The 26,173-nt window shown below is 38.5% G+C and carries 21 protein-coding genes; 1 reads left to right on the plus strand and 20 read right to left on the minus strand.

Translation table 11 applies throughout. The features are described 5' to 3' along the window. Nucleotides 1-19 precede the first annotated feature (19 nt). From BN3326_RS10075 to BN3326_RS10100, 6 genes are all read right to left on the minus strand, one after another. Entirely contained in the window at nucleotides 20-1,684 is a 1,665-nt protein-coding gene (locus tag BN3326_RS10075) for an ABC transporter ATP-binding protein (protein ID WP_069999060.1), read from the minus strand. Next, nucleotides 1,677-3,410, minus strand: a complete 1,734-nt coding sequence (locus BN3326_RS10080) for an ABC transporter ATP-binding protein (RefSeq protein WP_069999061.1) — start codon at nucleotides 3,408-3,410, stop codon at nucleotides 1,677-1,679. Before BN3326_RS10080 ends, BN3326_RS10075 begins: the two co-directional genes overlap by 8 nt. Nucleotides 3,411-3,728: 318 nt before the next feature. Then, on the minus strand, nucleotides 3,729-4,613 hold the full coding sequence (locus tag BN3326_RS10085; protein WP_069999062.1) for an AraC family transcriptional regulator: 885 nt from the start codon (nucleotides 4,611-4,613) through the stop codon (nucleotides 3,729-3,731). Nucleotides 4,614-4,834: 221 nt separating this feature from the next. After that, entirely contained in the window at nucleotides 4,835-6,115 is a 1,281-nt protein-coding gene (locus BN3326_RS10090; RefSeq protein ID WP_069999063.1) for a 4Fe-4S dicluster domain-containing protein, read from the minus strand. Between the two features lie 173 nt (nucleotides 6,116-6,288). Then, entirely contained in the window at nucleotides 6,289-7,155 is an 867-nt protein-coding gene (locus tag BN3326_RS10095; protein WP_069999064.1) for an AraC family transcriptional regulator, read from the minus strand. A gap of 14 nt (nucleotides 7,156-7,169) precedes the next feature. Further along, the gene (locus BN3326_RS10100) at nucleotides 7,170-7,634 is read right to left on the minus strand and encodes an SAM-dependent methyltransferase (protein ID WP_069999065.1); all 465 of its coding nucleotides are present in this window, start codon (nucleotides 7,632-7,634) and stop codon (nucleotides 7,170-7,172) included. A gap of 244 nt (nucleotides 7,635-7,878) precedes the next feature. On the opposite strand from BN3326_RS10100, the gene BN3326_RS10105 reads away from it, so the two are divergent. Further along, on the plus strand, nucleotides 7,879-9,651 hold the full coding sequence (locus BN3326_RS10105; RefSeq protein ID WP_069999066.1) for a S8/S53 family peptidase: 1,773 nt from the start codon (nucleotides 7,879-7,881) through the stop codon (nucleotides 9,649-9,651). Nucleotides 9,652-9,709: 58 nt separating this feature from the next. Here the strand turns inward: BN3326_RS10105 and BN3326_RS10110 are convergent, their stop codons facing one another. The 14 genes from BN3326_RS10110 to BN3326_RS10175 all read right to left on the minus strand — a co-directional run bounded on the left by BN3326_RS10110 (nucleotide 9,710) and on the right by BN3326_RS10175 (nucleotide 26,127). Further along, nucleotides 9,710-11,722, minus strand: coding sequence for a methyl-accepting chemotaxis protein (locus BN3326_RS10110; RefSeq protein WP_069999067.1), 2,013 nt, complete (start codon nucleotides 11,720-11,722; stop codon nucleotides 9,710-9,712). A 194-nt stretch (nucleotides 11,723-11,916) separates the two neighbouring features. Further along, a complete protein-coding gene (locus BN3326_RS10115; protein WP_069999068.1) occupies nucleotides 11,917-13,263 on the minus strand; it encodes an APC family permease in 1,347 nt (448 codons plus the stop codon). Between the two features lie 20 nt (nucleotides 13,264-13,283). Further along, nucleotides 13,284-13,772, minus strand: a complete 489-nt coding sequence (locus tag BN3326_RS10120) for an RpiB/LacA/LacB family sugar-phosphate isomerase (protein WP_069999069.1) — start codon at nucleotides 13,770-13,772, stop codon at nucleotides 13,284-13,286. Nucleotide 13,773: 1 nt separating this feature from the next. Continuing rightward, nucleotides 13,774-14,721 (minus strand): transketolase family protein, encoded by a 948-nt coding sequence (locus BN3326_RS10125; RefSeq protein WP_069999070.1) that lies wholly within the window; start codon nucleotides 14,719-14,721, stop codon nucleotides 13,774-13,776. Next, nucleotides 14,712-15,548: a transketolase gene (locus BN3326_RS10130; RefSeq protein ID WP_069999071.1), complete on the minus strand. Its 837-nt coding sequence runs from the start codon at nucleotides 15,546-15,548 to the stop codon at nucleotides 14,712-14,714. The genes BN3326_RS10125 and BN3326_RS10130 overlap by 10 nt, the downstream gene beginning before the upstream one ends. 12 nt (nucleotides 15,549-15,560) lie before the next feature. Further along, nucleotides 15,561-16,685, minus strand: a complete 1,125-nt coding sequence (locus BN3326_RS10135) for an iron-containing alcohol dehydrogenase family protein (RefSeq protein WP_069999072.1) — start codon at nucleotides 16,683-16,685, stop codon at nucleotides 15,561-15,563. Between the two features lie 4 nt (nucleotides 16,686-16,689). Beyond that, entirely contained in the window at nucleotides 16,690-17,781 is a 1,092-nt protein-coding gene (locus tag BN3326_RS10140) for a M24 family metallopeptidase (protein WP_069999073.1), read from the minus strand. A 7-nt stretch (nucleotides 17,782-17,788) separates the two neighbouring features. Further along, nucleotides 17,789-18,838, minus strand: a complete 1,050-nt coding sequence (locus BN3326_RS10145; RefSeq protein ID WP_069999074.1) for a transaldolase family protein — start codon at nucleotides 18,836-18,838, stop codon at nucleotides 17,789-17,791. 13 nt (nucleotides 18,839-18,851) lie between these two features. Then, the gene (locus BN3326_RS10150; protein WP_069999075.1) at nucleotides 18,852-20,192 is read right to left on the minus strand and encodes a fucose isomerase; all 1,341 of its coding nucleotides are present in this window, start codon (nucleotides 20,190-20,192) and stop codon (nucleotides 18,852-18,854) included. 5 nt (nucleotides 20,193-20,197) lie between these two features. Continuing rightward, the gene (locus tag BN3326_RS10155) at nucleotides 20,198-20,878 is read right to left on the minus strand and encodes a transaldolase family protein (protein WP_069999076.1); all 681 of its coding nucleotides are present in this window, start codon (nucleotides 20,876-20,878) and stop codon (nucleotides 20,198-20,200) included. Between the two features lie 21 nt (nucleotides 20,879-20,899). After that, entirely contained in the window at nucleotides 20,900-22,888 is a 1,989-nt protein-coding gene (locus BN3326_RS10160; RefSeq protein WP_330389712.1) for an alpha-glucosidase, read from the minus strand. 63 nt (nucleotides 22,889-22,951) lie between these two features. After that, nucleotides 22,952-24,481 carry a tripartite tricarboxylate transporter permease gene (locus BN3326_RS10165; protein WP_069999078.1) on the minus strand — a complete coding sequence of 510 codons (1,530 nt, stop codon included), beginning with the start codon at nucleotides 24,479-24,481 and terminating at the stop codon, nucleotides 22,952-22,954. Between the two features lie 3 nt (nucleotides 24,482-24,484). Further along, the gene (locus BN3326_RS10170) at nucleotides 24,485-24,937 is read right to left on the minus strand and encodes a tripartite tricarboxylate transporter TctB family protein (RefSeq protein WP_069999079.1); all 453 of its coding nucleotides are present in this window, start codon (nucleotides 24,935-24,937) and stop codon (nucleotides 24,485-24,487) included. Between the two features lie 107 nt (nucleotides 24,938-25,044). Continuing rightward, nucleotides 25,045-26,127: a type 2 periplasmic-binding domain-containing protein gene (locus BN3326_RS10175; protein ID WP_069999080.1), complete on the minus strand. Its 1,083-nt coding sequence runs from the start codon at nucleotides 26,125-26,127 to the stop codon at nucleotides 25,045-25,047. Between the last annotated feature and the right edge of the window lie 46 nt (nucleotides 26,128-26,173).

Here is a 26,173-nt window from a genome sequence, read left to right on the forward strand (position 1 = left end):
AGTCCTAATAGCTATTGCTCTAAGAAGCTTGGTAGCACCCTTCACCTTCACCCATTTTAAACACCCGATCAGCATGCTCGATTGTTGAGAGCCTATGTGCAATGATTATAGTTGTTCTACTCTTTCCGTATTCATCTATAGTATCTTTAATAAGTCTTTCTGATTCTGAATCAAGGGCCGATGTGGCTTCATCTAATAAAAGAATCGGTGCATTCTTAATAATTGCTCTTGCTATAGCGATTCTCTGACATTGCCCCCCGGATAGTCTTATGCCTCTTTCACCAACGCAGGTCTCATAACCTTGTGGCTGCTGTCTTATAAAGTCGTCTGCATTGGCGGCCCTAGCTGCCGCAAATACTTCCTCATCCGTAGCATCCGCTCTTCCGTATCGTATATTTTCCATAATGGTGGTATTAAAAAGTGTAGCTTCCTGTGGTACATAAGCGATCAGATCACGCATTTCACTCAACGTCATATCAGAAATATTCTTACCCCCAATAGATATGCCGCCAGCTTTAATTTTATAAAACCCAAGTAAAAGCTTTGCAACAGAACTCTTGCCACTTCCGCTTTCTCCAATGATTGCAAGTGTTTCCCCTTTTTTTATGGAAAGGTTAAACGCTTTAAGCACCAGTTGGTCCTCCCTGTATCCAAATGCAACATCCCTAAACTCAATATATTCTGGACTATCAATCCGTTCCGCTTCCCGCCTCAAAGGCTCATCTTCTATTCCAAGAAAATCATATATCCTCTCCGTTCCCGCAAGGCTATTATAAAACATTGGATAATACTGCCCAAATTCTCTAAAATTAGCATCAAGAGATGTCTGAAGACTCATGATTGCAAGGATGCTGCCATATGTAGTAAGTCCTTGTTTTACCATGATGGTTCCAAGTAATAGAAAAACCATTATATTTAACATAGATATGAAGAAGTTATAAGCAGAAAGAGCCGCTGTTATTTTGCTATTTTTCAAGCTAAGCCTAGACACTTCTCTGTTATCCCTCTTAAAATGCTCCCGCATACCGGCAGCAAGCTGATACATCCTTATGATTGACATCCCGCCTATGATATTGCCTATGGTAACTGTCATATTACTCATTTCATTTTGAATTTCTTTTGTGGTTTCCTTTAGCCTTTTGGATATATTGGTATTCACAGTAAGCGTGAGTATGTTAAATGCAAATATGATAAGTGTGATTCTGTAGTCAAATACAAGCATTGGGATCAAATAGATGATTATGGTTGCAAAAGAGGCCACTGTGCGTCTAAAGTGCCTCATAAAAATAACAGCTACTACCCATGTATCGTTTTCAAAAATAGACATAATCTCGCCACTATGCCTTTTTTCATAATAATCCACTTCCATTTTATTAAACTTCTCATAGACAGCCTTATTCAAGTTACAATGACCGTATTTTGCCCTGCCATTAAACATAAATGTAAATAGAGGAAGGAGTAGTAATATCAGTATCATATACACACTAAGCATCGCAATCATTTTAAAAATCACTAACATACTGTCTGGCGCCCCAATATCAAGGAGCATCTTTAAAAGATAGGATTCTAACAACGCACTGGTTGAATGTAGTAGTGTCATGCCGATTATCCCCGTAAAATACACAAAATAATGTCCCTTTAGAAACACAAATGTATTTTTCACATCTCTATATAATTCATGCACCGATCTCACCTCCAGTACTTAAGACCTGATTACCATAGAGCATACTATATACTCCCTTTTTTCCTAAAAGCATATCATGTGTTCCCTTTTCAACAATAGCGCCCTGACTTAGCACAACTATTTCATCTGCGTTAATGATTGTTGATAAGCGGTGTGCTATGATGATGACAGTTTTACTTTCACTATAATCTTCAATTGCCTTTTGGATTAATTCTTCTGATTCTGTGTCAAGAGCTGATGTCATTTCATCCAGTAAAAATATAGGGGCATCTTTTAAAAACGCCCTTGCAATTGCAATGCGCTGCTTTTGTCCGCCTGAAAGATTAGTTCCTCTTTCAGATAAAACAGTCTGATAGCCGTTTGGCATGTTCATTATAAAGTCGTGGGCATAAGCTTTTTGGGCTGCTTGTGTTATCTCTCCAAATGTGGCATCTGGCTTACCATAGCCTATATTTTCAGCCACTGTTCCTTCAAAAAGATAAGTATCTTGTGCGACATAGGAGATATTCTTTCTTGCCTTCTCAATGTCCCACGCCATTATATCCTTACCCAATAAACGTACTTCGCCTTCATTGGCAGTATGAAATCCCAGCAATAACTTAAACAAAGTACTTTTTCCGCTTCCGCTTGAACCCACTAGAGCAACAGTCTTTCCTTTTGGTATCACCATGTTTATATCCTTCAATACATGATGTGACGCTTTACTCTCTTCATCCCCATACCCAAAAGATACGTTATGTAGTTCAAAGGCCATATCACTTTCATAAGCTTCATCTGTTCCAAAGACTTCCTCACTAAGCTTTGTAATTTCCATGACGCGGTCTATAGAAACCATAGCCTCTTTAAGCTCTGTGATGTGTCTTGTAAGTTCTGCGAGCGGCTTTGAAATATTTTGCAGCAATAAGATAAAGGCTACCATTTCACCATTTGTAATATTACCCCTATAGGCATTGTAAAATCCAAGCATAATACATATAAACATAGGTGCTGACTTTATAATGTATTTGAAAGGCCCTGCCTTGACCACTAACTTCTCATAAGCTATGAAATATGAAGTTGCCTCCTCCATATTTTCATCAAAGTATTTTTTACGTTTACCTTGAAGATTATAGGCTTTCTCGATCTTAATGCCATTTACAGTATCCTGTGCAATCCCTGTAACCTCATCCATCTTCTGTCCAAACTTCTCCATCGTATTATAAGTAGGTGCAGCTACCCTCTTCGCAACTGCCACTGCAAGGGGAATACATATGGCACTTACAAGTGTCATGGAGAGATTAACTGTCAAAAGATAAATAAAACAGCAGATAAAAACAATTATATTACTTAAAAATTCTGGCAGCCCTCCTGACATATAATCTGCTACACGGCTCATATCATGGAGTATCCTATTATTGATACTTCCTGAAGATTCATTTTCAAAATATTCATATTTACATTTTAAAAGTTTGTTACTCATACTATTTCTTAGTTTCTCTATCAGCCTGATAGAAAACTTAGACCGAACAATCACCCCACTATAACTTAGCATTGTTCCAATCAATGTTATCATTACAAATTGAGCAAAGATTTCAAGCACCTTGCCATCTCCTATGCCATGATCTACTGCCTTTCTTGCGAAATCACTTACTATTATCGTTATAACTGCAATGCCTATATTCATAAGTATCTGCAGGATAAATAGTAGCTTATTATCTGCCATCTTCCATATTTTTAATAGATTCATTCATTCCCTCCATCAATGCAAATAAAATAATCCCAGAACATAATAAACTTACTTTTGTTTTTATGCTCTAGGATTAGTCTATTTCATTATATTTCTATTTATAGCTTAATACCAAAATTTATGTTCATACAAATTATATTGTATTTTATATTCTGATTAATATATAGAGATAATATTGATAAAAAAGCTTGCACGGTCTTATATAATATGTAAAAAGAAAGCCCCTAAACAAAAAAATCCCCAAACTTTCGTCTGAGGAAATGAAGTATCTGGTATTTATTCATAACAACATATGTATAATGCTGTAACAACAAGATTTTACTGGGTTATTGGTATCCATAATTCCATATAAGTTCTATCTGGGGATGTGCCATAATATAATTCAATAGCTAAATGCTCAACATTAATTGCTTTCTTTAGAATCCACAAATGCATATATTGGTACACCTTATAAATCGTTTCTGTTATCAAGGTATAGAAACTTTCTGCTTCAAATTTGCATACAATATATCCTCTAGCAGTGAGTGTGTAATTTTCCAGTCTACTATCTTTTATTGCCTCACTTGTTTCTACACCTGCAAAATATTTTAACGCTTCACCTTCTCCAATATTTAGACTTATTCCGATTTCATTACCTTCGGGTATGTATTTTTCAATACTTACTTTTGTTGCATGCACTTTATTCCAAATATCTTCTAATGGATCAATACTAGGCGGCTCATGTACTACTTCAACTGTGTAACCTGCAAAATATTTCGGTTTATTTAGGAATTTTCGTGTTACTTCCAGCACTATTCCATCTGTAACAATAGGAACATCTTCATCAATAATATTGTATTGCAAACCTATTTCAGGCTTTAAAAAGTGAGATAACAAGATCGGATTAGCCCTATACGCTGAAGGAGTTAATCCATACGCATCTTTAAAGCATCTGCTAAAAGTCTCATGATTCTCAAAACCATATTTCAAGCATATATCAATTATATTATCCTTTTTATTAGTTTTAAGTTCTTCTGAAATCTTAGCCAGCCTTCTTAATTTCACATATTCTATAGCAGTCTTATTAACTAATCTTTTAAATAGTTTTTGAAAATAAAATGGAGAAAGATTAGCTCTATCAGCCAAACAGTCAATGGTTATTTCTTTGTCCAAGTTTTTTTCAATATAGTCAATTACCTTTTCTATACATCCCCATGATTCCATAAATAAATACCTCCTAATTATATTTCATATTTAAATGATATCATTAAACAAAAAAACATTCTTGATGAAAAATGTCTTTACAAAACTATACTTGCCACCTAACTTATCTATAACTGTTTTTGCTTTTCCCATGTTTCGCTACTGGGCTTATTGCCATATCAGATCATGAGATCATTTTTTTTGAATCCCCGAATGTATGTTACTATAGGTAATGAAATAAATTATGCTTTCGCCTTGCCAATTAATTTTTCTAGATAAACGGACTTCATTTGCCCACTTGCCATAACCTGCTTAATAGGCGGCAGTTTTAATATAGAAGACAAAACAGCTGCCATCGCCCTATGGCTCCCAAAGGCTTGGTTATCAAAGATCAAATCTTGTAGCTGCCCCTTTTCTATAGCCATGAGTACAATTCTATGAACTGAATTTACAGGTGTAATGATTTTCTGTGTTCGGCGCTTTAAAAGTATGCTTTTATGCGGGCAAGACCTTGCACAAACGCCGCATCCTAAGCAGATCTCTTCATCAATTTTAACACTTTTTTCTTTCTTTTCTTTTGATGCTTCCTGTACTTCAAAATTAATAGCTCCAATAGGACAAACCTTAAGACATTTCCCACATTTACTGCAGCTGTCATGGTTAACCATAGGGATATATCCTGTCGTTTGTACAGGATGCAGCATGCCGAACTCTTTTGCTGCAATCATTGCTTCACAGCAGCAGCCACAGCAATTACAAATAAATGTTACCCCTTCTCTGACATTTTCACCGCACTGTACCAGGTTATTCTCATAAGCTTGGTGTAAAAGTTCAAGGCACTCAGAAACTTCTACCCTTCTCGCATGGTTATGTTTTACCAAAGACGTCGCTGTGCTGTTAAAGGTCATACATATATCCATAGGCGCATCGCATGCTTTTCCTATATGATGCATTTTATGTCTGCAATAACATGTGCTGATCCCTATATCATCTGCTTGTCTGATAATATGGCTGGCCCTTTCAAAATCTAAAATATGCACTTCATTATCCTTGGTTAATACTTCTTCTTGCACAAAAACCCGCCCTAGTCTTGTCTGGGTACCAAGAAAGAGCTGTTTTACAAAATCTTCTTCAACATTTAAATATTGATAATAGAGTTCAGCCAGAAGCTTCTGATCAAGATCATGTCTTGTCCGCATCATTGAAAACTCAAAAAAGCCTGCCATAGGCGGGGGTAGCACATACTGTTGAACACCTTGATGATCCATATCCAGGAGTATGGCCCTACTTGCCAGTCCATCTAATATTTTGTGGGCCTCAGCTTCGCTTATTTTCCATATATGACTTGCTGTTTTTATGGTAAAAGGTTTGATCGGGAGTAGTGCCACATAGGCGGCCTCTTTTTCACTAAATAATAAACTAAGAATTTTATATAAAGTTTCTGAGGGAGGCGCCCCCTGCGGAAACCTATTCAATCTCTCTTCCAAGCTTTTATATGCGGACTTTCCTACTATATGAGACATTTGACCACCACCTATCTTTTAACCAAAACATATCACATATTTTCTAATATGTAAATATTTTACTTTTTCATAGCAAACCTATCAGCTCCTAAGATATTTCTCAATTTAACAAAAAGAAACAAAGTAATCAGATGTTTCTCTTGCAACATCTAATTACTTTGTTTCTTTTTGATTTATTTATTGTCAATGGGGATATAAATCTCGCTAATAGAGTCTGGATTATACGGTCCCAAATGCTCATCTCCATAGTATTCAAAATTAAAATGACCTGGTAATTTATAGTCAGTTTCCGGGAGCCATTCTTCATAAATATAGCGATAAGTATGTCCAACCTGATTAGCTAATCCTTTATGTCTAAACTTAAAATAAGCTTGGGCGGGAATAGTCTTGGCCGTGAGTTGAATAGGGATTGATTCGAGTGTATCAACTGCAACTGCAACATAAAAATAGATACTATCATTATCTTGATTTGGAAACCAAAACTGCAACTGATAAAATTCTAGGGGATTTTTCACATTTGGAATAGCAGAAAGGTTTTGCATTAACAGCGCCCAATGTTCCATCAAATCATTTCCCATTGATAAGTCGTAGTAAAATGGGATTCCCACCAGCTTTATTTCATCTAAAGACACCACTTCTGGTGCTTTATCTAAAGCATGCTCAAACTTTTTCAGCTCATTATCAGTTATCGGATGGCGTAGCAATTGTCTATTAATAGTGCCCTCTTTACGCACTTCCGAGGGATTTTTATTAATAATTTTGTAAAAAGCTCTTGTATAAGCTTCTGAACTTCCAAAGCCGAATTTAAGTGCTAAATCAATAATCCGTATATCTGTTTCAATAAGTTCCGGAATGGATTCAGCAATTTTTCTAGCCAGCATATAGGCTTTTGGTGAGTAACCTGTAATAGACCTAAATAACCTACAATAGTAATAGAAAGAAAACCCTAGTTCTTGAGATATGTCTAAAACAGATATTTTGGATCTAAGGTTATTTTCAATTATTTGAATAGATGATAAAATAAGCTCTCTATTATTCATATTAGATTTTCCTCTTAGAAGTTAAAGTAATTACTCCAATCAAAACTTTCAGATTCTTGAATACAGTTTGGTAAGCCTTGACACCACTCCGGCATTTTTGCATCTCTTACTACATCAGAACATGGATAATACGGCTTGATATCAAGGACTGGTGTGCCATCCTCTGCATCTATATACGAAGTATATATAATTCCGCCGTCATAATCAATACTTTTAACATCAATAATGCTCATACAAATTGGATTAGGCCGAACTGGTGATCTCGTTGCAAATATGCCTAGGGTGTCTGGTCCTGTCTTATAGGGCTTTTCTACTGTTGTAGTTCTACGCAAATCAGGATTATCCACCTGATCAGCCCACCATAGGACAACTAAGTAACCAAACCCTTCCACTTCTGTCAGTGCTTCTTTATACTCTCCTTCAATATCAATTCTAAAGCCCTGGTGAGTATTAACTTTACCTATCAATTTTAATTCCATTATAACTGCCTCCTTAATAAATTAATGATACAGTTATATTATAGAATATTCCAAAAAACCCCTCTTGATTAAATTTGTTTAAAATAAATGATAAATTGATGTTATTTGCTTAGTTGATTTCTTCTCCAATTCCAGCTGTCAACTTTTAGGTAAATATTTTGAGCTAAACATAATAAATAGACTACTTTTAGCATAAATATAGTAGGTGATTATATCTCTATCTATAACTTAAGTAGGAGGATTTGTGAAACTTATTGTAGAATATGATAAACAAAAAAAGGTGAGCTTGCTACAATACAGCTCTCGAATTGAAACATTCGGACAAGGCTTTGCATATATAGAGGTCAATAAAAGACATTTAAATCGGCTAAATAACTTAATAAAAGGTATTGAAGAAAATTCAATAATTCAGCTAAAAGAACAAGGCAGTACACTAGACTCTATTTTTACAGAAGAAAATGATATTATTTTAGCTTTTATTGGTCACAGACAAACAAATCCTCAAATAACTCACTACTATAGTATAAATACCAATACGATGAAGCCAGTCACCTACATTCATCCTCATCTTATGCCTAATCATAAAAAATACTGCATAAGCTGCTTTAATGAAAATAATAAAACAGATACTCTAGGGATTATAAGATGTATAAAATTCCTATCCGACTTATCAAAAAAATGTAATAAGCCCCTAGTCGTCTACGCAAGCATTGGGGCGCTTCGTGGCAAGTATAACCCACGGAGATTATGGGAACAAGTCAGAACTACAGAAGGGAACGTTTATACTTCTGAACAAATAAATGCAGCTTTAGCAAGTGAAAACCCTGGTGAAATAATCAGACTGCCCGAAGGCGAAAGCATGAGTACAGCTATGGCAGCGATTTCTGGAGGGTGGAATGAATCCCTGGGATATAGAGGAGTTGCTCCACAAGCAGAATTTTTGATAGCTAGAATACGACCTGTATCAGAGAATCTCCAACGTGTCTATGGGGGAATGCCAAGTCCAACAGCCATTACGATGTTTGACGCTCTTATAGGCTTACTTCAACTTGGAAACTATGCTCTTAATCAAGGAAGACCTTTATCACTCATTTTCCCTTTTAATGGCAACCTTGATTCCCATGATGCTGCTCTTTATACGCAGCAGGAATTATCCCGTTTAACCAAGCGCGTTGGCTTGACCATCATTGTCCCAACAGGTGACGAGGCAAACAAACGTCACCATTTTGAAATTCAAGGTGAGCAAGAAGGCTTAAGGATTGTGAATCTAGAGGTTGAGCAGCCTAACCAAAATGTGCTGGTGGCGGTCTATCAGCTCGGAGGCACTATACGAAGCATGAACTTGTATGCTCCAGGCACAAGCGATTTTATCGATTTAGGGCAGTCTGGGATTAGTATGTCAGGGCTTACAACCATTTATTCTTCAGGATCAAACATTAGCTTTTTAAACGGAAGCATCCGAACGTTATTTAGACTAGAGAACCCAAGCGTTGGAACGTGGCGTATGGAATTAGACGTAAATATGGGAGCAACTAGCAGAATACAAATGTGGATGTCTCAAGAAGAACTTAATCCCTATGTTAGATTTAATCCTAATAATGCACTCACAACTATGGGGTCGACGGCGGCTATTCCCTATGTCATGAGCGTAGGAGGTTATGATTTTAATACGCAGACTGTACTTAGCATGTCAGGGCGCGGCGATCCCCAAAGTTCAAATATTATACCTATGCTTGTAACGTATGGCAAGGGTATTTTAGCCCCTTGTACATCGAGAGAATGGATAGGTGTAACCGGCACTGTACCCGCTGCAAGTATTATGGCTGGCGCAGTAGCAGCAGTTTATCAAAAATATATAGAAGAAGCCCCGAACCAAATACCTAATACAGTTGTTATGAATAGACTTATACTCAATGTGCTTATTCAAATTCAAATACTTCAGTATCCTAATCCAAACCAAGGTTATGGCATGTTCACCCTGGAAACGCTTCTGCAGCTGCTTGCAGAAACACTTTGATAAAGGGCAGTAGAAAATTATTTTAGTGGAAGAAGCTGCATGTGGAGCTAAAAACTTGTTATAACTTAAATTTTCCAATAACTTCTTGAAGATTTTGAGCTAGTTGAGATAACCCTTCACTAGCATCTGATATCTCTTTCATAGAAGCAGTCTGCTCCTCCATAGCTGCTGATACTTCTTCTGTTGAAACAGAGTTTTCTTCTGCAATGGCTGAGAGGCTTTGCAACAAGGATAAAATTTCATCTTTCATCTTATTCATCTTTTCTCCTGAAACATTTAAATTACAAGCTGCCTGCTCTGCAGTCTCTATTGCTTTAGCGATGTTCATGTAATTGTTTTTGCTTTCTCCTACGCTTTGCTGCTGCTCGTTTAAGATTGCTGCAACATTTTTCATAATTTCAACTGAAGCTTGAGAGTTCATCTGGAGTTCTTTTACCACCTCGTTAATAGTATGAGTAGAAGTGCTAGACTGCTCTGCAAGCTTTCTGATTTCTTCTGCTACCACTGCAAAACCACGCCCCGCTTCTCCAGCTCTTGCAGCTTCTATCGCTGCATTAAGTGCTAAAAGATTGGTTTGATCTGCTATAAATCCAATAACCGTACTTGCTTGTCCTATCTTGTCTACACTTGCATTGGTTTTAATGATCCCTTGCTGCACCTTTTGGGTAGCTTTTTGGCTTTCCTCAGAAATTTGAGCCAGCTTTTCGATCTCTTTTAATCCTTCATCAACCGTTTTATTGACTTTTTGTGAAGCCTTATTAAGATCTTTTAAATAGGCTGCATCGACTTCTATAACCTTGCCGAGTTCTATCGCCTTCTCAGCGCCTTGTTCTGTATTTTCAGCTTGATTAGAAGCTCCTTTTGCAATTTCCTCTACTGCCTTTGACACCTGCTCTGCTGCATGGGCTGACTCCTCAGAAGTTGCGCTCATCTGCTCCGAAGAAGCTGCTACTTGCTCTGAAGAATGACTGATCTCTCCAATAATCTCCCGAAGGCTTTTTGTAATGCTTTGCAGTGACTGCGCAAGACTGCCAATCTCATCTTTACTCTTAAGAAGTTTATCAGGCACATTCTTAGTAATATCTAACTCTGCAATATTCTTAGCATGCATAGTGATCTGAGTAAGAGGCTTTGCAATAGAGTTTCCTATAGAGTATGTAAGCGCTATACTAATGAGTAAGATAACAAGTGTGATGTGCAAAATAGCCATTTGAAGCTTTGGGAGGAGCTCTAGTATCTCTTCTTTATCTGCAGTAACTGCCAAAATCCAATTGGTATTTTGAATTGGGGCATAGCTTGCATATAAACTTTTGCCATTAAATTTATAGGCTCCGATACCACTTTTTTCTTGAATCATTTGACTTGTTAATGCCCCCAGAGATTGCAGTTCTTTTTTTTCTTTTGCTTCCTCGATGGCATTAAACTGATTAAATACCTGGTCTCTATTAGGATGCCCAACTACAGTGCCTTGATCATTAATAATATAGCTGTATCCCTTTTTGCCAAATTTTATTGTATCACAAATATTACTTAAAGAATTTCCCTCTGTTCTTCCTATTAAAACACCAACTACTTTACCTTCTTGTTGAATCGGCGCAGCGTACATCTGCACCAATTCATTGGTAACTGAACTGACCATTATATCAGATACATTATTGTCTCCTGCAAATGCCCTTTTAACGTATTCCCTGTCTCCTAGATTTTTAGTTGCTCCATCATTGTAGTAAGCTGTTCCATCAGGATATACAATAGCAAGTGCTAAGAAATCTGTTCTTTCTACTTGCGCTTGCAGCTCAGGCTGTTGAACTTTCCAGTCCATACTTTCAATACCCTGCATACCTGCTATCATCCCAAGCGCATCTTTTCTGATTCTTAGTCTGCTTTCAGCTAAATAAGCGCCTTGATTAACGAGTGCCTGCATTCCTTTTTCTGCTTCTTTTTGGATAGCATAACTTGCATTTTGTAGTGCCAAAAGTCCTAGAGCTATTGATATCATAACTATGAGTACTGAAAAAACAATAACTAGTCTTGCCTTAATGCTCCTTTTCTTTTTTACTATCTCTTTTTTCATCTTCTGTCTCCTCTCACTTTCAATTATCAGCTACAAATACGCAGCCCTAGTAATAGTTATAGGCATTAATATAAAAAACCTAGAACGCAGGCTAAAATACGTTCTAGGGTTGCTTCATATATTCTATTTCTTTTCATATGCAATATCTGTATACGCATTAAATACCTCTTCATAGATAAACCCTCAGCACAAGCCTAATTGCTGCTTTCCTCGATAACTTTTTTTGTACCAATATGATAAAACACGCTACCTAAAATTGACCAAAGAATCAGTACAATGATGGATTGCATCGACAGGAAACCTGGTGATCCAGGAATAACCAGCAACAAAATAAAAATACTGCTAAAAATTGTTGCAGCCAAGCCAACAATCTTTTCGATGCCGCTACTTATCCTATAGGCAGTAAGTGCGGTATAGAAGAAAACAATTGCACCTCCCAAAGCAGCCATATCCACAATCCATTTCAATACCTGACGGCCAAAAAATGGTGCAGCAATAATAATGACTAATATAAAAAGGATGGCTTGATAAGGTGTGCCGTATTTTTGATGGCTCATTGAGAACTTTTTTGAAAGCAGCCCGTCTTCACTCATACTGGACATCACCCTCGCAGCTCCCATATAAAAGCTATTGACACCAGAGAATATGGCAAAGGCTAGACCAAAAGTTATAAACATCAATCCTGTATTTCCAAACAACTGCTTAATAGCATCTCCAGTGGCCCAGCCCGTATAACCCACTAGATCACCCCTAGAAAACATTGAAGCTGTCAGCACCAAAAGCATTTGATAAACAAAATATCCACAAATCAAAGATAAAACTGTAATGAAGATGACCTGTTTATAGGGTAGTTTTGCATCACTTGCTAATTTAGGGATATTAGAAACACCATAGTAAGCCCAAGGCGTGATGACTAGAATACTGATAATACCGCCGAGATCGATAGTTTGTGGGTCTGAATAGGCTGCAAGCGGCGAATTCACACTATCTACCTTATTAAGTGCAAGAAAAAAGATTGAAAACACTATGATAATAAGAAGTACAGTTACAATGTTTTGAACCTTAACGACTGCCTGTACGCCTCTTATCATAAACCAGGCGAATACAAGTACAACGACGACACTTATCAAGGCTTCGCCTAATGTAACCGGTGACCCAGCAACAGTATAAAGCGTAATAAAATCAGCATTCGGAAAAAGAACATTCTTAAAAATCAGGGAAAAGGAAGTTGCATTGAGTGCCGCGATGCCGATAAATACAATCAGCAGAAACCATCCTACGACAAAAGAGTGCTTCTGATTAAACGCTAGCTTGCTGTAAGAGTATTCACCCCCTGTTGAATTCGGAGATTTATTGAGAATGATACCATAGCAGGATGCTATAGTGGATACCATAATCAGTCCAATAAACATTCCGATTACCGTATTTAAAAATCCGGCCTCCGGCAAAAATTTTAATCCTGGCTGCATAAATGCGCCCCAGCCAATCATACCGCCTAAAGAAATTGTCAGTAATCCTAGTTTTGATACTTTTCTTTCCATGTTATTACCTCCAATGTCTATCAGAGCTTAGAGCTTCCAAAACTAGCCTGCTCAATTCCCTTCACTTCATCTCTTGCTTTTTTTAAGAAATCCTGTCGCCATTCCTCCAGGCCTTGTGTGAACTCGGTTTCCATAAACTTATTTGCCATTTCAGCTCCCATTATTTCGCCAACAACCCATCCGCCCATTGTAAGAACATTGGCATCATTAATGGCTCTGCATTTCTCAGCCGCATAAACACTCTCAACCACTGCAGCATAAACACCTTCAAACTTATTGGCAACGATCGCCATACCCATTCCTGTCCCGCAGCACAGAATCGCCCTTTCAAATTCCTTATCTTGTATCTTCTTGGCTGCTATAGGTGCCACATTATAAAAAGGAAGTGGGGCTTCCACGTCTAATGTGCCACAATCAGTTACGTCGTAGCCTTTACTCATTAAATCACTCTTAATATATTCCTTTAAAAAGAATCCTGATTTGTCTGATCCAATTAAGACTTTTTTCATTTTATCTCTCCTTCATTTTTAAGACTTCCCTACAGTTTTTAACAATTTCTTCTGCAGTAAGGCCGTATTTCTGGGCAAGAAAGTCCTGCATACCCACTTCCCCAAAATGGTCCTTTACACCTACTATTTTCATAGGAACCGGATAGTTTTGAGACAGGCATTCCGCTACAGCACTGCCAAGGCCATTGATAATGGAATGATTTTCAGCGCTTACCACGGCCCCTGTTTTCTTGGCTTCCTGCAAAATAGCATCTGTATCCAGCGGCTTGATGGTATGCATATCCATAATCCCTGCATCAATTCCTTCCTCAGCCAGCATTTTTTCAGCTTTTACAGCTTCATAAACCATAATACCTGCAGCAATGATGGTAACATCTTTTCCTGACTTGATGATCTTTGCCTTACCAAGCTCAAAGGTCTCACCTTCTTGATAGATCACTGGTACTTCTCTTCTTATCAGACGAATGTAAACAGCTCTATCATGATCAACAATCTGCGGAAAAAGTCCTGCCAGTTGCACCCCGTCTACGGGCTCAACGATACACATCCCGGGAATATTTCTCATAATGGCAACATCCTCCATGCTCATATGGGTTCCTCCATTAAGCATTGCCGTAATCCCTGGATCACTGCCCACCATTTTTACATTGTTTTTAGCATAACTTACGGACAATGTTACCTGATCATTGCATCTTCTCGTTGTAAAAGGGGTAAAGGAATGGGTAAAGGGTATCATCCCTAATGTCGATATGCCGGCTGCTACTCCGATCATGTTGGCTTCAGCTACCCCCACATTGATCATCCTGTCAGGAAACTTATCTTTAAAAGCATGCGTTCCGCTGGCCAACATGAGATCAGCTTCTATGTAACAAATCCGTTCGTCTTTTTTTGCCCTCTCAATCAATAATTCCGTAAATATTTCACGCATCCATCTTCCTGTTAACTGCATGGTCTCACCTTCATTTCATCCAATTCTTTAACCGCCTGTTTCCACATTTCTTCCGTAACGGCCATATTATGTGAAACTAACTTGTTTTCGCAGAAGCTTGCACCCTTCCCTTTAATCGTATCCATAATGATCATAGAAGGTCTGCTGGCCATATTTTGTGCTAGAAAAATTGCATTTTTCAGTGCCTTAACATCATGGCCGTCAACAACCTGCACATGCCAGCCAAAGGATTTCCACTTATCATGAAGTGGATAAAGCCCGTTAATTTGTTCGATGGTCCCATCAATTTGCATTTTGTTATAGTCTGTAAAAGCTATCAGCTTATCTAGCCTCTGAGACCCTGCAAGCATAGCCGCTTCCCAAATCTGACCTTCCTGAGACTCACCATCACCGATGCACACATAGGTCCAATAATTCTTCTTCAACATTCTTGCCCCAAGGGCCACACCAACAGCACATGAAAACCCTTGCCCAAGAGACCCCGTAGTCATGTCTATCCCTATAGTTCGGTTTTTATCACAATGACTTGGCAAATTAGTGTTTGGGCGGTTGAGTGTGTCCAGTATTGATTTATCAAAATACCCCTTTAGTGCTAATGCCGCATAGAGCGCCGGACCGCCATGACCTTTTGAAAGAACAAATCTGTCACGATTTTCGTCCTTAGGATTTTTAGGATCAACATTCATCATATCGAAATACAGTACAGAAAGCAGATCGCAGATCGAGAGACACCCACCGATATGGCCGACACCTAATTTCCCGATACTTTCTATTGTCAGCTTTCTAATTTCTAAGGCTATATCCTCTAAATATTCATACTTATTCATATCCTTACCACCTTATAGTATCGATTTTAATAAATCATATAATATGTCTTCATCCACCTTAACAGGTGTAAAATGAATGAGTGGTGCCTTCATAGAAACTTCCACGATTTTTTTAAGATCACTTTCCTTGATATTGAGTGCGCTTAACCGTGTCGGCAGATTGATAGCTTCCATAATAGCCTCAACCCGGTTAATAAAGGCATCAACGCAGTCATAGCCAAGCATCGCAAACAGCGCATCCATCTTATCTTTACGTCCATTGTATGCAAGTTTAATGAAAGCCGGGAGCGTTATGCTGCATGCTAAACCATGACTTGCGCCAAAATCCGTAGTTAGCGGAAAACTTACTGCATGGATACCCGTGGTCTTTGTCTGACTAAAAGAAATACCTGCAGCAACACTGGCAAAGGCCATATTTTTGCGTGCAGCAGAATGGGTTGGCTCTTTGCATGCTGTTTCAATATTCTCAAGAATCGTCTTGATAACTGAGATCGATAAAGCATCTGAAATAGGATTTGAATTGACGCTCCAGTACGCCTCAATAGCATGTGTAAAAGCATCCATACCTGTAGAAGCCGTTATATGGGAAGGCATAGTATGCGTCAGTTCCGGATCAATAAGTGCAATATCCGGCCAGAAATACTCTGAAGCAAAGGGCATCTTAATCCCTGTCTCCTTATTGGTGTAAACACCAATGTTAGTTACTTCACTACCTGTACCTGCTGTTGTCGGAATACAAATCAACTGGGCATCTCTAGGCTTAAGGACTTTATCGCCTGTACTATAGTAGTCAAAAATACTGCCCTCGTTGTTAATAAGACAAGCTGCCATTTTTGAAGCATCCATAGCACTGCCGCCGCCAAGCCCTATCACTACATCCACATGATTGCTTCTTGCAATTTCTGCTGCCCTATCAACAGTCTGACAGGAGGGATTGGGTTCAATCTCACTAAAAAATACAACTTTTTCAATATGGGTTGCCTCTGCTACCTTTTGGGCCGATCCGTTCTTATAAAAAAACGGATCACACATCATCAGCAGACTGGTGCCCTTAACGTGCTTCACAAGACTCTCTGCGGCACCCTCTTCAAACACCACTTTTGTGGGCATATGAAAGTTAAAGCTCATTTTTTCCATCTTTTCACCTCTTATTTACTACATATACCGTTGGCATCATAAACTTTTCTCCGTCAATATCACACGTAATATAAGCATAATTGCCTGTATATGTTATTATTTCAATTCCGTTTTCAGTTACAAGCACTGTATCTTCACATTTTGAACCTTGAATAGTAGGATTAAAGGCATAAGCTTCATCCCTTCTTACTGAATGTGTACAGCCAATGTTTGCTCTTAGTTCCCTTGGGATAAAACCAGTTAATCCACCCTGATGATGTTCCTTGTACTCAAGAGGATATCCTTGCTTTTGATATTCCAGCAAACCTTTCCCAAATGCACTCTCGACAGTATTGCCGATTTTAAGGCCGCTTAAAAATGCCGCATGGACCATGGCACATCTTGTGTGTTTTTCTACCATATCTTCATCATAGTCAAGGAGTACATCACGAGACAGTGATACAATGAGACCATTTCTTCTGCCGCAGATTCCCACAAGCCCATAGTTTTCAAGTCGATTACCGGCCATAACCGGATGTCTATACCTTAGTGCCCTTTCGTCAAAAGCTATTAAAATAGTAATAGGTTCAATATTATTGCTCCAGAGCCTACCTGAAATCTCTCCTGCAAGCTCATATTCGCTGATCCCTTTCTTAAGGTTCTTACAGATTTCCTCAATGAGAACAGCCGTATCATAACTAAGCTTTTTATATTCCTCACGATCATAAGGCGTCATAATGGTCCGTAGTTTAAAGAGTTCTGCCTCTACCTCCCCTTCTGTTGCCATTTTCAACCCGCCTATAATTTGACTCACAACCTCTTCTCGCTTTTGTGGTTCATCCCATGGGTATCCTATGGCACAAACAGAAGGATTTGAGTCTAACTGTTCGTTATAAAGACGCATAATTTCAATGTTCTCGCTGACTAAATAAATGTGATCAAGTGTAATAAAAAGACTGCCGCAGGCTACAGTTGATGCAAGACCTATAAAGCCTCTTCCCCGAGTGACGTAGCTAAAATTAGCCTGAGATTTTATTTCAATACCTTCAAAGTTTTTTTCCCTTAGTATATTTCTAATTGCTTCTACCTTATATAAAAAATCTTCTTGTCTTGTCATAGCGCACCTATCTCAATATGTACTTTCTGATAATCTGAACTAATTCGTCATAACCTTGATAAAACTGTGTCAGCGTATCAATAACTGCGCCATAATGATCAAATTCATGAACCGACATCCCATCAACATCGTAGGCTTTTACAAATTCAGGTACTGTGAGAAGCTGCTGCATTAACTTCGAATCAACAGGTATATCGATCTGATCCTTAATGTCGACGTTACTGCCGTTAATTTTTTTCTGGAAATCTGGCGGAATGGTTGCTAGTAGATCTCCACCCACAAGAGCTGTCCAGTGATGAATATTTCTAAAGGCAGCAGTCAGGAGCTTAGTCTTGTAGTTTCTTTCTTTATAGAGCGTATAATATTTCTTTGCACAGGCAATACCTGCCCACTCAAGAGCTTCAGGGTCAATCAGTCTATCTTGAGGTTTGATCACTTTTTTAATATAATCATCTGTTCTGCCAATCATAATGGTACACACTGGTGTAATTTCTGAATTGTCTTTTCCTTCCTCCATTCTGCGCTTTAGTCCTCTTTCCACAGCCTCTGCAACAGCAACAGCTTGAGGAACACTAAAACATACTGTGGCATTAATAGATATGCCATGGTAGGTCGCTTCTTCAATAGCCTTTACACCTGCTGACGTTACTGGGATTTTTATTTGTATGTTTGGGGCAAGGGTTGCAAAGTGAAGTGCTTGACTAAGGATTAAGTCGGGACTTTTACAATACTTCGTGTTGGTCTGAATCGAAATACGTCCAGTTCCTGTTTTAGGATTATAGATAGGCTCGAGTTTCTTCGCACCATCCACGGCCATCTTTTCTATCATGATCCAGGCAATCTCATCTTCCGTTAAGGTTGGTTTTTCCTCAATGATTTTAAGAATTTCCTTTTCATAAAACTCTAAATTATTCTGCAGCACACTTTTTACAATAATCGGGTTGGTTGTTGCACCAATACAATTATTATCTAGGGCATACTCAAGATCCTTAAGATCACAGGAATCATTCCAAAATTGTGTGCTGTACTTTTGACTCGTCTCTTTTAAAACACTCATTTTACTTACCTCCTTAATATGCGCATATTTCAGCATTTAAAAATTTCCCTAAAACAAGAAGTTCCTCTTTGATATTTTTATAGGCCACAATGAAATGGGGTTCCCAACCATCTTTTACACTTTGACTTACAAGATCAATAGATGATGTTTCACTCTTAAATACCAGTGACGTCCCTAAAAATTGCTGTTCTTTATCTAATATTTCTCCAGTTGCAACGAAAAAGCGTATTGCACCATCTGGCTTTCTGCCGATTCTAAAAACAGTAGCCTCTTTCGCTGGCTTACAGCCAAACTCCATGGTAGGCCCTATTTTTCTGTTTGGATGAACACCAACTTGCGCGCCTTTACTTGAATGTGCCAAGCTGCACGCAGCCGTTCCGCAATGCCAAAAAGTTACAGTATCTTCATTTTTATCTAATGAAACCGGATCTCCAAAGAAAACGCTCTCACTTGATAACTTCATCCCAATTAACATCGATATAGCACCATAGGCATCTGCCTCACATGAAGCGGCTACACCCTTATCATTTAAAAGCCCCAAAACAGCACACACAGGCGTTCCGAAATCTACAAAGAAATCTGGCCAACATCTTGAAGAGATAGCCGCAATATTATTTTCTTCAATAAAATCTGAATAGGCTTTATAGAGCCGAACAAAGTCAGTTACATTTTCTTTTGGCGTTCCTTTTAGGTTCACCATTTTACGCTCAGCTTCCTTTAAATACGCTGCACAGTCCTCATCTGAAAGATTTTTTGCCTTATGTATAAGCTCTCTAACCTCTACTGCAACATGCTTCATGCCAAAGTAACGTGATATTTCGGCATCAATACCTCGGCCAAAACCAAAGCCTTGCGGTGTATGCCCCATGGACGCTAATGTGACTGAGCGCAGTTCCTTTTTAAGCCTTGATGCTGCTACAACCGCTTTGATTTTTTGCTGTACCTCTAAATCCGTTGGAGCACCCCATATGTATTCAAAGTTTTCTTTTCCCAAATGATGCATAAGGTTACCTGCTGAATAGGCTCCTGTTAGCGAATTGAGTCTCAGACGGCCACCATCAATCACCGGCTCCTTAAGTGTCCAAAGAAGTACATCCGCATCCATTCTTCTTAAAATCTCTGCCGTATACTCAGAATTAGCAAAAGCATTATTCTGAAGAATGATCAGATCACATTGCTTGCCTTCAATGAATTTAATTAGATCAGGGATTGTTAACAAGGGATCCGATGGACACTCAATGTCCTTGGCTATTTTATGCATTAGTTCTACGGATAAATTAAACTGCTGATCAATACTTTCCTTGTGAAATGTAGGTACCCCTATCGGTATGTATAATGCTTTAAAGTTTTTCATGTTCACTACTCCTTTGTTGTTTCGTCCCAAGCGTTTCTAAATACAGACAAGCCATACGTTGTAAACGGATGTTCCATAGCGTCTTGATAAATCTGAAGTCCACAAGTGACAATATCAGCCCCTGCTACAGCAGCATCTTTGATCTGTTTTCCGTTTCTTAGGGCAGCAACAATAATCTCTGTTTTAAAGTTATAAGTTTTATAGACATCAACGATTTCCTTGATATACTGAGAACAGTCGTCCCCACTGTTTTCTTTCCAGCCGACGAAAGGTGAAACGAACATGCAGTTAATTTTACCCGGCATAATAGCCTGAGAAGTAGAAAATACCAATGTCAGATTCGTTCTCACCCCTTCAAGCTCCAGCTTTCTTGCTGCTATAACGCCTTGTTGTGTACACGGAATCTTAATAACAAAGTTCTCACATATAGCTGCATATTCCTTGCCTTCAGCATACATATCCTCCCATTTGTCCAGATGAGGATTAATTTCGATAGAAATAGGGAACTTATCCTTGCCTTCAATTCCTTTAGCTTTAACCCACTCGGACATTTCCTTGATCACTGTTTTAAACGGTTTTCCGCTTAATTTAATATGCTTGGGATTTGTCGTCACACCATCAATTCCTAAATATTCATATGCGTATTCAATTTCATCTAACTTGGCGCTATCTAAAAAGTATTTCATCGCTATTCTCCTTCTCTCACTTTATTTATTTGTTATTGCGTCAAACAATGCTTTAAAAGGTGAATCTTTTCTATAAAAAACGGGTACATTGCCTAGCTCTGCCGGCACCGTTACTGTGCCGCCGCCATAACTTTTTTTACTGAATAAGTGAATCCACTCATCTTCAGGCAAATACACTTCCCACTCCGTGACACTTTCTTTATAAACCGGTGCAACCAGCAAGTCTCTTCCAAACAGATATTCATAGGCTATATCCAGACATTCCTCTTCATCATAATGCATGAACAGCGGGCGTATCGCACCGATACCTTGAGTTGCATTTTCTTCCACTACATGTCTGATATAGGGCTGCAATGCTTTTCTTAACTGTGAAAAAGCTGCAAATTGCTTCAGGCAGTGATCACTTTGATCATATTGAAAATTCTCACTTGGCCTGTTGCCCTCATGTGTTCTCATATAAGGGGTAAATACAGCATACTCCAGATGTCTGAGCATCAGTTCTTCCGTACGTACATTGCCGAAAAGTGAAGTATATCCTCCAATATCAAAATGTGTCAGTCCGTTGCCAAGAAGTCCTAATGATATGGCAGCAGGTATTGTTGATGCCAGACCGTCATGTAGGGTAAAGTCAACGCTTTGATCGCCCGCCCACATCAGTGTGCAGTATTTTGCATTGCCAATTCCTCCGGCACGCATAAAATAAACAACTTCACCTAGTTTGCCACTTTCTTTAACGGCCTCATAATTGCACCTTGCCCACAGGGCAGGATATTGATTATGCATTTCAAGTCCTGTTTTGCCATTGTAAAACACCGCATCTACGGGAATATATTCACTAAAGTCAGCCATCCAGCCGCTGATACCAAGATCAATCATATTCTTTCTGATAACTTGCTTATACCATGCCATTGCTTCAGGATTGGTGAAATCCATTGTTCCGCAGAAGAACTCTCCAAAATCAGCAATATAGGCTTCACCCTTAGTATTCTTGATAAAATATTCATGTTCCAGGGCATAATCAAACATATCCGTTCCTTTCAGCAGGTATGGATTGATGTATGCCAGGAAGCGGATATTATCCTTTCTCAAATCCTGGATCAGCTTTTCAAACTCTGGGTAAGCTTCATCACTCTTTTCCCATTTCCAAAACAACCGCTTTCCAAAGGATGTAATTTTCTTACCCACCCAGTCCTGACACCATACAGCATTAACATAAATGCCGTACTGTTTAGCTTTTTGTACCTTTTCATAGACTACATCAGTTCCGCCCTGCATCCCCAATGTTACGCCGCCAAGCAGCCACTCCGGAAGCATCGGCTGGGTACCAAAAGTCTCTGTGACAATGTTCATAATGTCAAGAAAAGATACAGCCGATTCAATAAATATAGAACTCGGTTTTCCCCACACACATATTTGTGTAGTGTCGTCCTCAGAGAAATCAAAATCACAGTAATATGATGTATCCATATGAAAAATATATTTATTTTCTGAAATAAAGGTAGGCTGTGGGAAATTCGTTGTATAATAGTCGCCGCCGCCTATTCCCATCTGATCTGCCTGGAAGGTGATTAAAGAAGTCCGGTCACGGCCAACTCCCGGCTCTGATGTCCAAATGGGAAAGTTGCGGCCCTTAAGATTTAAATAAGAAAATTGTTCGCCACAACCGAAGAATCTCTCCTCTTTTCTTGATTTCAACATAAAAAACATTCGGTTGATTCTATCATCCGTTTCAATATTATCAACAACCAAACGATTGCCCTGCACCTTCAATTGCAATGTTACTTTATAGTCACAGTTGCTAAATGTTACGCTATCCCCACTAAACTCAACGTGTTTTAGGGGAATCTTTTCAATGGTTTTGTCTTTGATTTTAAAATCACCATAATGTTGTTTAATGGACTCTTTACCTATTCCTACGTAAATAAACGGACAGCTTTCGTTATGCTCAATAACTGTCACACCATTGTTATCAATCGAGAAGGAGTTCTCCTTTTTTACAAGTTCCATCATGCACCTCACCAGAAAATTTTCTAATATTTTTATCTTTTTCACTACTTACATGTTTATTTCCAATTACACTTTACACTTTGTTGTAACTTCTTCCTCTTGATCTTGGTTTATTTTATCCACTTTCCTATTAACCTTCATAAGGGCCCAAACAAGGACAGCTGTTAAAATTAGAATAACAAGGCTGATAGGACGTTTGAAGAAAATCAAAAGATCTCCATTATAAATAATCATACTGTTGACAAAGTTTTGCTCCATAATGTGTGCCAAGATCATACCTAACATAATCGGAATTACTGAAATATCCAGTTTAGTTAAAATATAACTGATAACTAGTAACCCCATCATTAAGATGACTTCATTTGGAGAACCATTTGCCGCAAAAGCGCCTGCAAAACAAAACGTCATAATCAGTGGCCCTAGATAGCTGTATCTTACTTGGACAATCTTAGCCACTTGTCTTGTGAAAATCAATCCGATAAAATATAATAAGATATTAGCAATCAAAATACCAAATATAATTGCGTAGGCTGTTGTAGCCTGCTTTGTAAACATTGTGGGCCCAGGGATAATACCATGTAAGATAAATGCCCCAAGTAAGATTGCTGTTACGCCATCACCAGGGATCCCGAGTGTAAGAAGTGGTATCATAGCTGTACCAACAATGGCATTGTTGCTGGCTTCTGCTGCTGCAATTCCTTCTAGGCTGCCTTTTCCAAACTCTTCCGGATGCTTTGATGCCCGCTTAACTTCGTTATAGCAAAGAAATTGAGCAACGCCCCCACATACCCCTGGCATCGTTCCAATTATTGATGCAATTCCGGTTGACCTAAGTATTGCAGGTATAATAGATTTTCTTTCTTTATTAGTAATCCCTTCATTATCAATTTTTGAGATATCCCCTAAGTCTCCTTTGGTATTAATAAAATCTCGGGATTTAATCATAACCTGTGTAAGTGCTATAAATGCGATCATGGCCGGCATAATGGTTAATCCTTGATAAAATAACATTGTATTAAAGGAAAATCTGGAAACTCCAGTAACGCTGTCAAGCCCAATGACGGAAATAAATATTCCAAGCAAACCACCGATAATTCCTTTTGAAAGGTTTTTTCCGCTTACGCCTGCAATCAATGAAATGCCTAAAATAGCAAGTGCAAAATATTCTGTTGATGTAAAGCTAGATACCAGCCTCGAAATAGGTTCTGATGTAAATAATAGAAGGAGAGCTGCTATGATCCCCCCAACAACAGAAGCAAACAAGGATACGTCTAGTGCTTTTTTAACCTTCCCTTTTTTAGCTAGGGGATATCCGTCAAAAGTAGTGGCTATAGCGGAATTGGTTCCAGGAGTGTTTAGCAAAATGGCGCTGATGGATCCTCCATACATACCTCCTACATATACGGCCAGCAGTGCAATGAGTGCAGTTGATGGTGAACTAAATGAATAGGTAAGGGGAAGCAGCAGTATGATTCCAAGTGTTACTGTAAGACCGGGAATACATCCAACAATCATTCCTAAAAGAAGGGATAATAAAATAACCATAAGATTGTATAATGACATAACTTCAATCAAACCATTTAATATATGTTCCATAACTTAACCTCCAAATGCGGGAAGAGAAATATTGAATACGTTGATAAATAAATAATAAACACCTATCCCTCCCAGTATCGTAAATCCGTAAATAAAAGGTTTTCTTTCACCAAGAGCAAAAAGCATAATAGGTAAAACGGTTACTACACTTGCAATAAAACCGAACTTTAGCATAACAAATCCAAATAAAAGCATAACACCCACTGTTATTAAGGCTGCTTTTTCAACTTTAAAATCAAAAACAATAATGTTTTCTTTCTTAAAAACAAGACTTTGAATAATTAATATGATAGAACAAATTAATATGGATCCTAAAACAATATACGGTATAATACGTGGGCTGGGACCACCGTTATCATAGGCTGGGACAGCCACTTGTGAAGGGATCAGCAAAATAAAGAGGATACTGAATAACCCAAAGATTATTCCGCTGACTAAATTAGTGCGAATTTTCATTCCAAACCTCCTCAAAAATGTTAAAATTTTAGGGAATTACAGTATCAGAGCATTTGTAATTCCCTCTTAATCTTGCATGTATTACAATCAATTATGTATACGCTTAATTACTTACCGCTAAGTAGTTTATACGCATTGATTGCCTTTTCAATTGCTAAGTCCATATAAGCTTGCGCATCATCGCCATAAACTTCAAAACGATTGAGGCCGATTTCTGTAATCCAGTCACTGTATTCTGGTGTATTCCAAACTGCTTTAGTAATCTCAACAACTTTATCAGCCCATTCTTGATCTGTTCCTGTACGACCTGCAACAAAGCCTCCTGCTGGAAGAACTGATCCTGAATAATCCTTATTTTGATCAAGTGCAGCATGTCTGTTATTAACTAATCCCGGAACACTTATAGCGCCACTAGGACCTATTAATCCCTCATAGCTATCTTCAGAAAATGCAAGAATCGGAATCAGCGTTCCTGCCTCAACTTCTTCTTTACCTGCTTGTGTGGTTCCGATAAATGCGTGAACTTCACCACTTACAAGACCTTGTTTCTGTGCAGCCCCGCCATCATAGCCAACAACTGTAACCTTGCCACCTTCAACAGCCAGCAAAGAACCAAGCGCTAGATGAGGGTCAGACAGCGGATTACCACCAGACATTTTTAAAGTTCCAGCTTTTGCCTTGTCTAGTATATCTTCAAGTGTATCTCCAGGCTTGCCATACAGAATCCAAGTTCTATCATCAATCGCCGCTAGCGGTTTAAGTTTACTTAGATCAAAAGGAACCTGTTCAGTACCATATTCTTTACCGATATCATGTCTGTAAGCATTGCCATATCCAAGTACAAAGAGTTCCTTGCTGTTTGGATCTATATCTTGAAAGTATGCCGCTCCAACGAACCCATCCCCACCAGTTTTTTGTTCTACAACGAATTCATACTCTGGGAATAACTCTCCAGCAACCTTTCCATACTTTCTAGCAATTGCATCAGCTGTTCCCCCAACACCGTACGGACAAATGATTTTCACAACTTCTTTTGATTTTGATGCATTAGTTGTGACTGAATTAGTTGTGCTTGACTTTGCTTCTCCAGCTCCAGCATTGCTGTCACTCTTTTGCTGACACCCCACTGCTGAAACCATAAGAGACATTACCATTGCTGATGCTAAAACCACCTTAGAAAATCTTATCATGTTATTTACCTTCTTTCTTTTATTATTTATATATTTATTATGGCAA

The organism is Cellulosilyticum sp. I15G10I2, assembly GCF_900095725.1.
In the GTDB taxonomy this organism is placed as follows: domain Bacteria; phylum Bacillota; class Clostridia; order Lachnospirales; family Cellulosilyticaceae; genus FMMP01.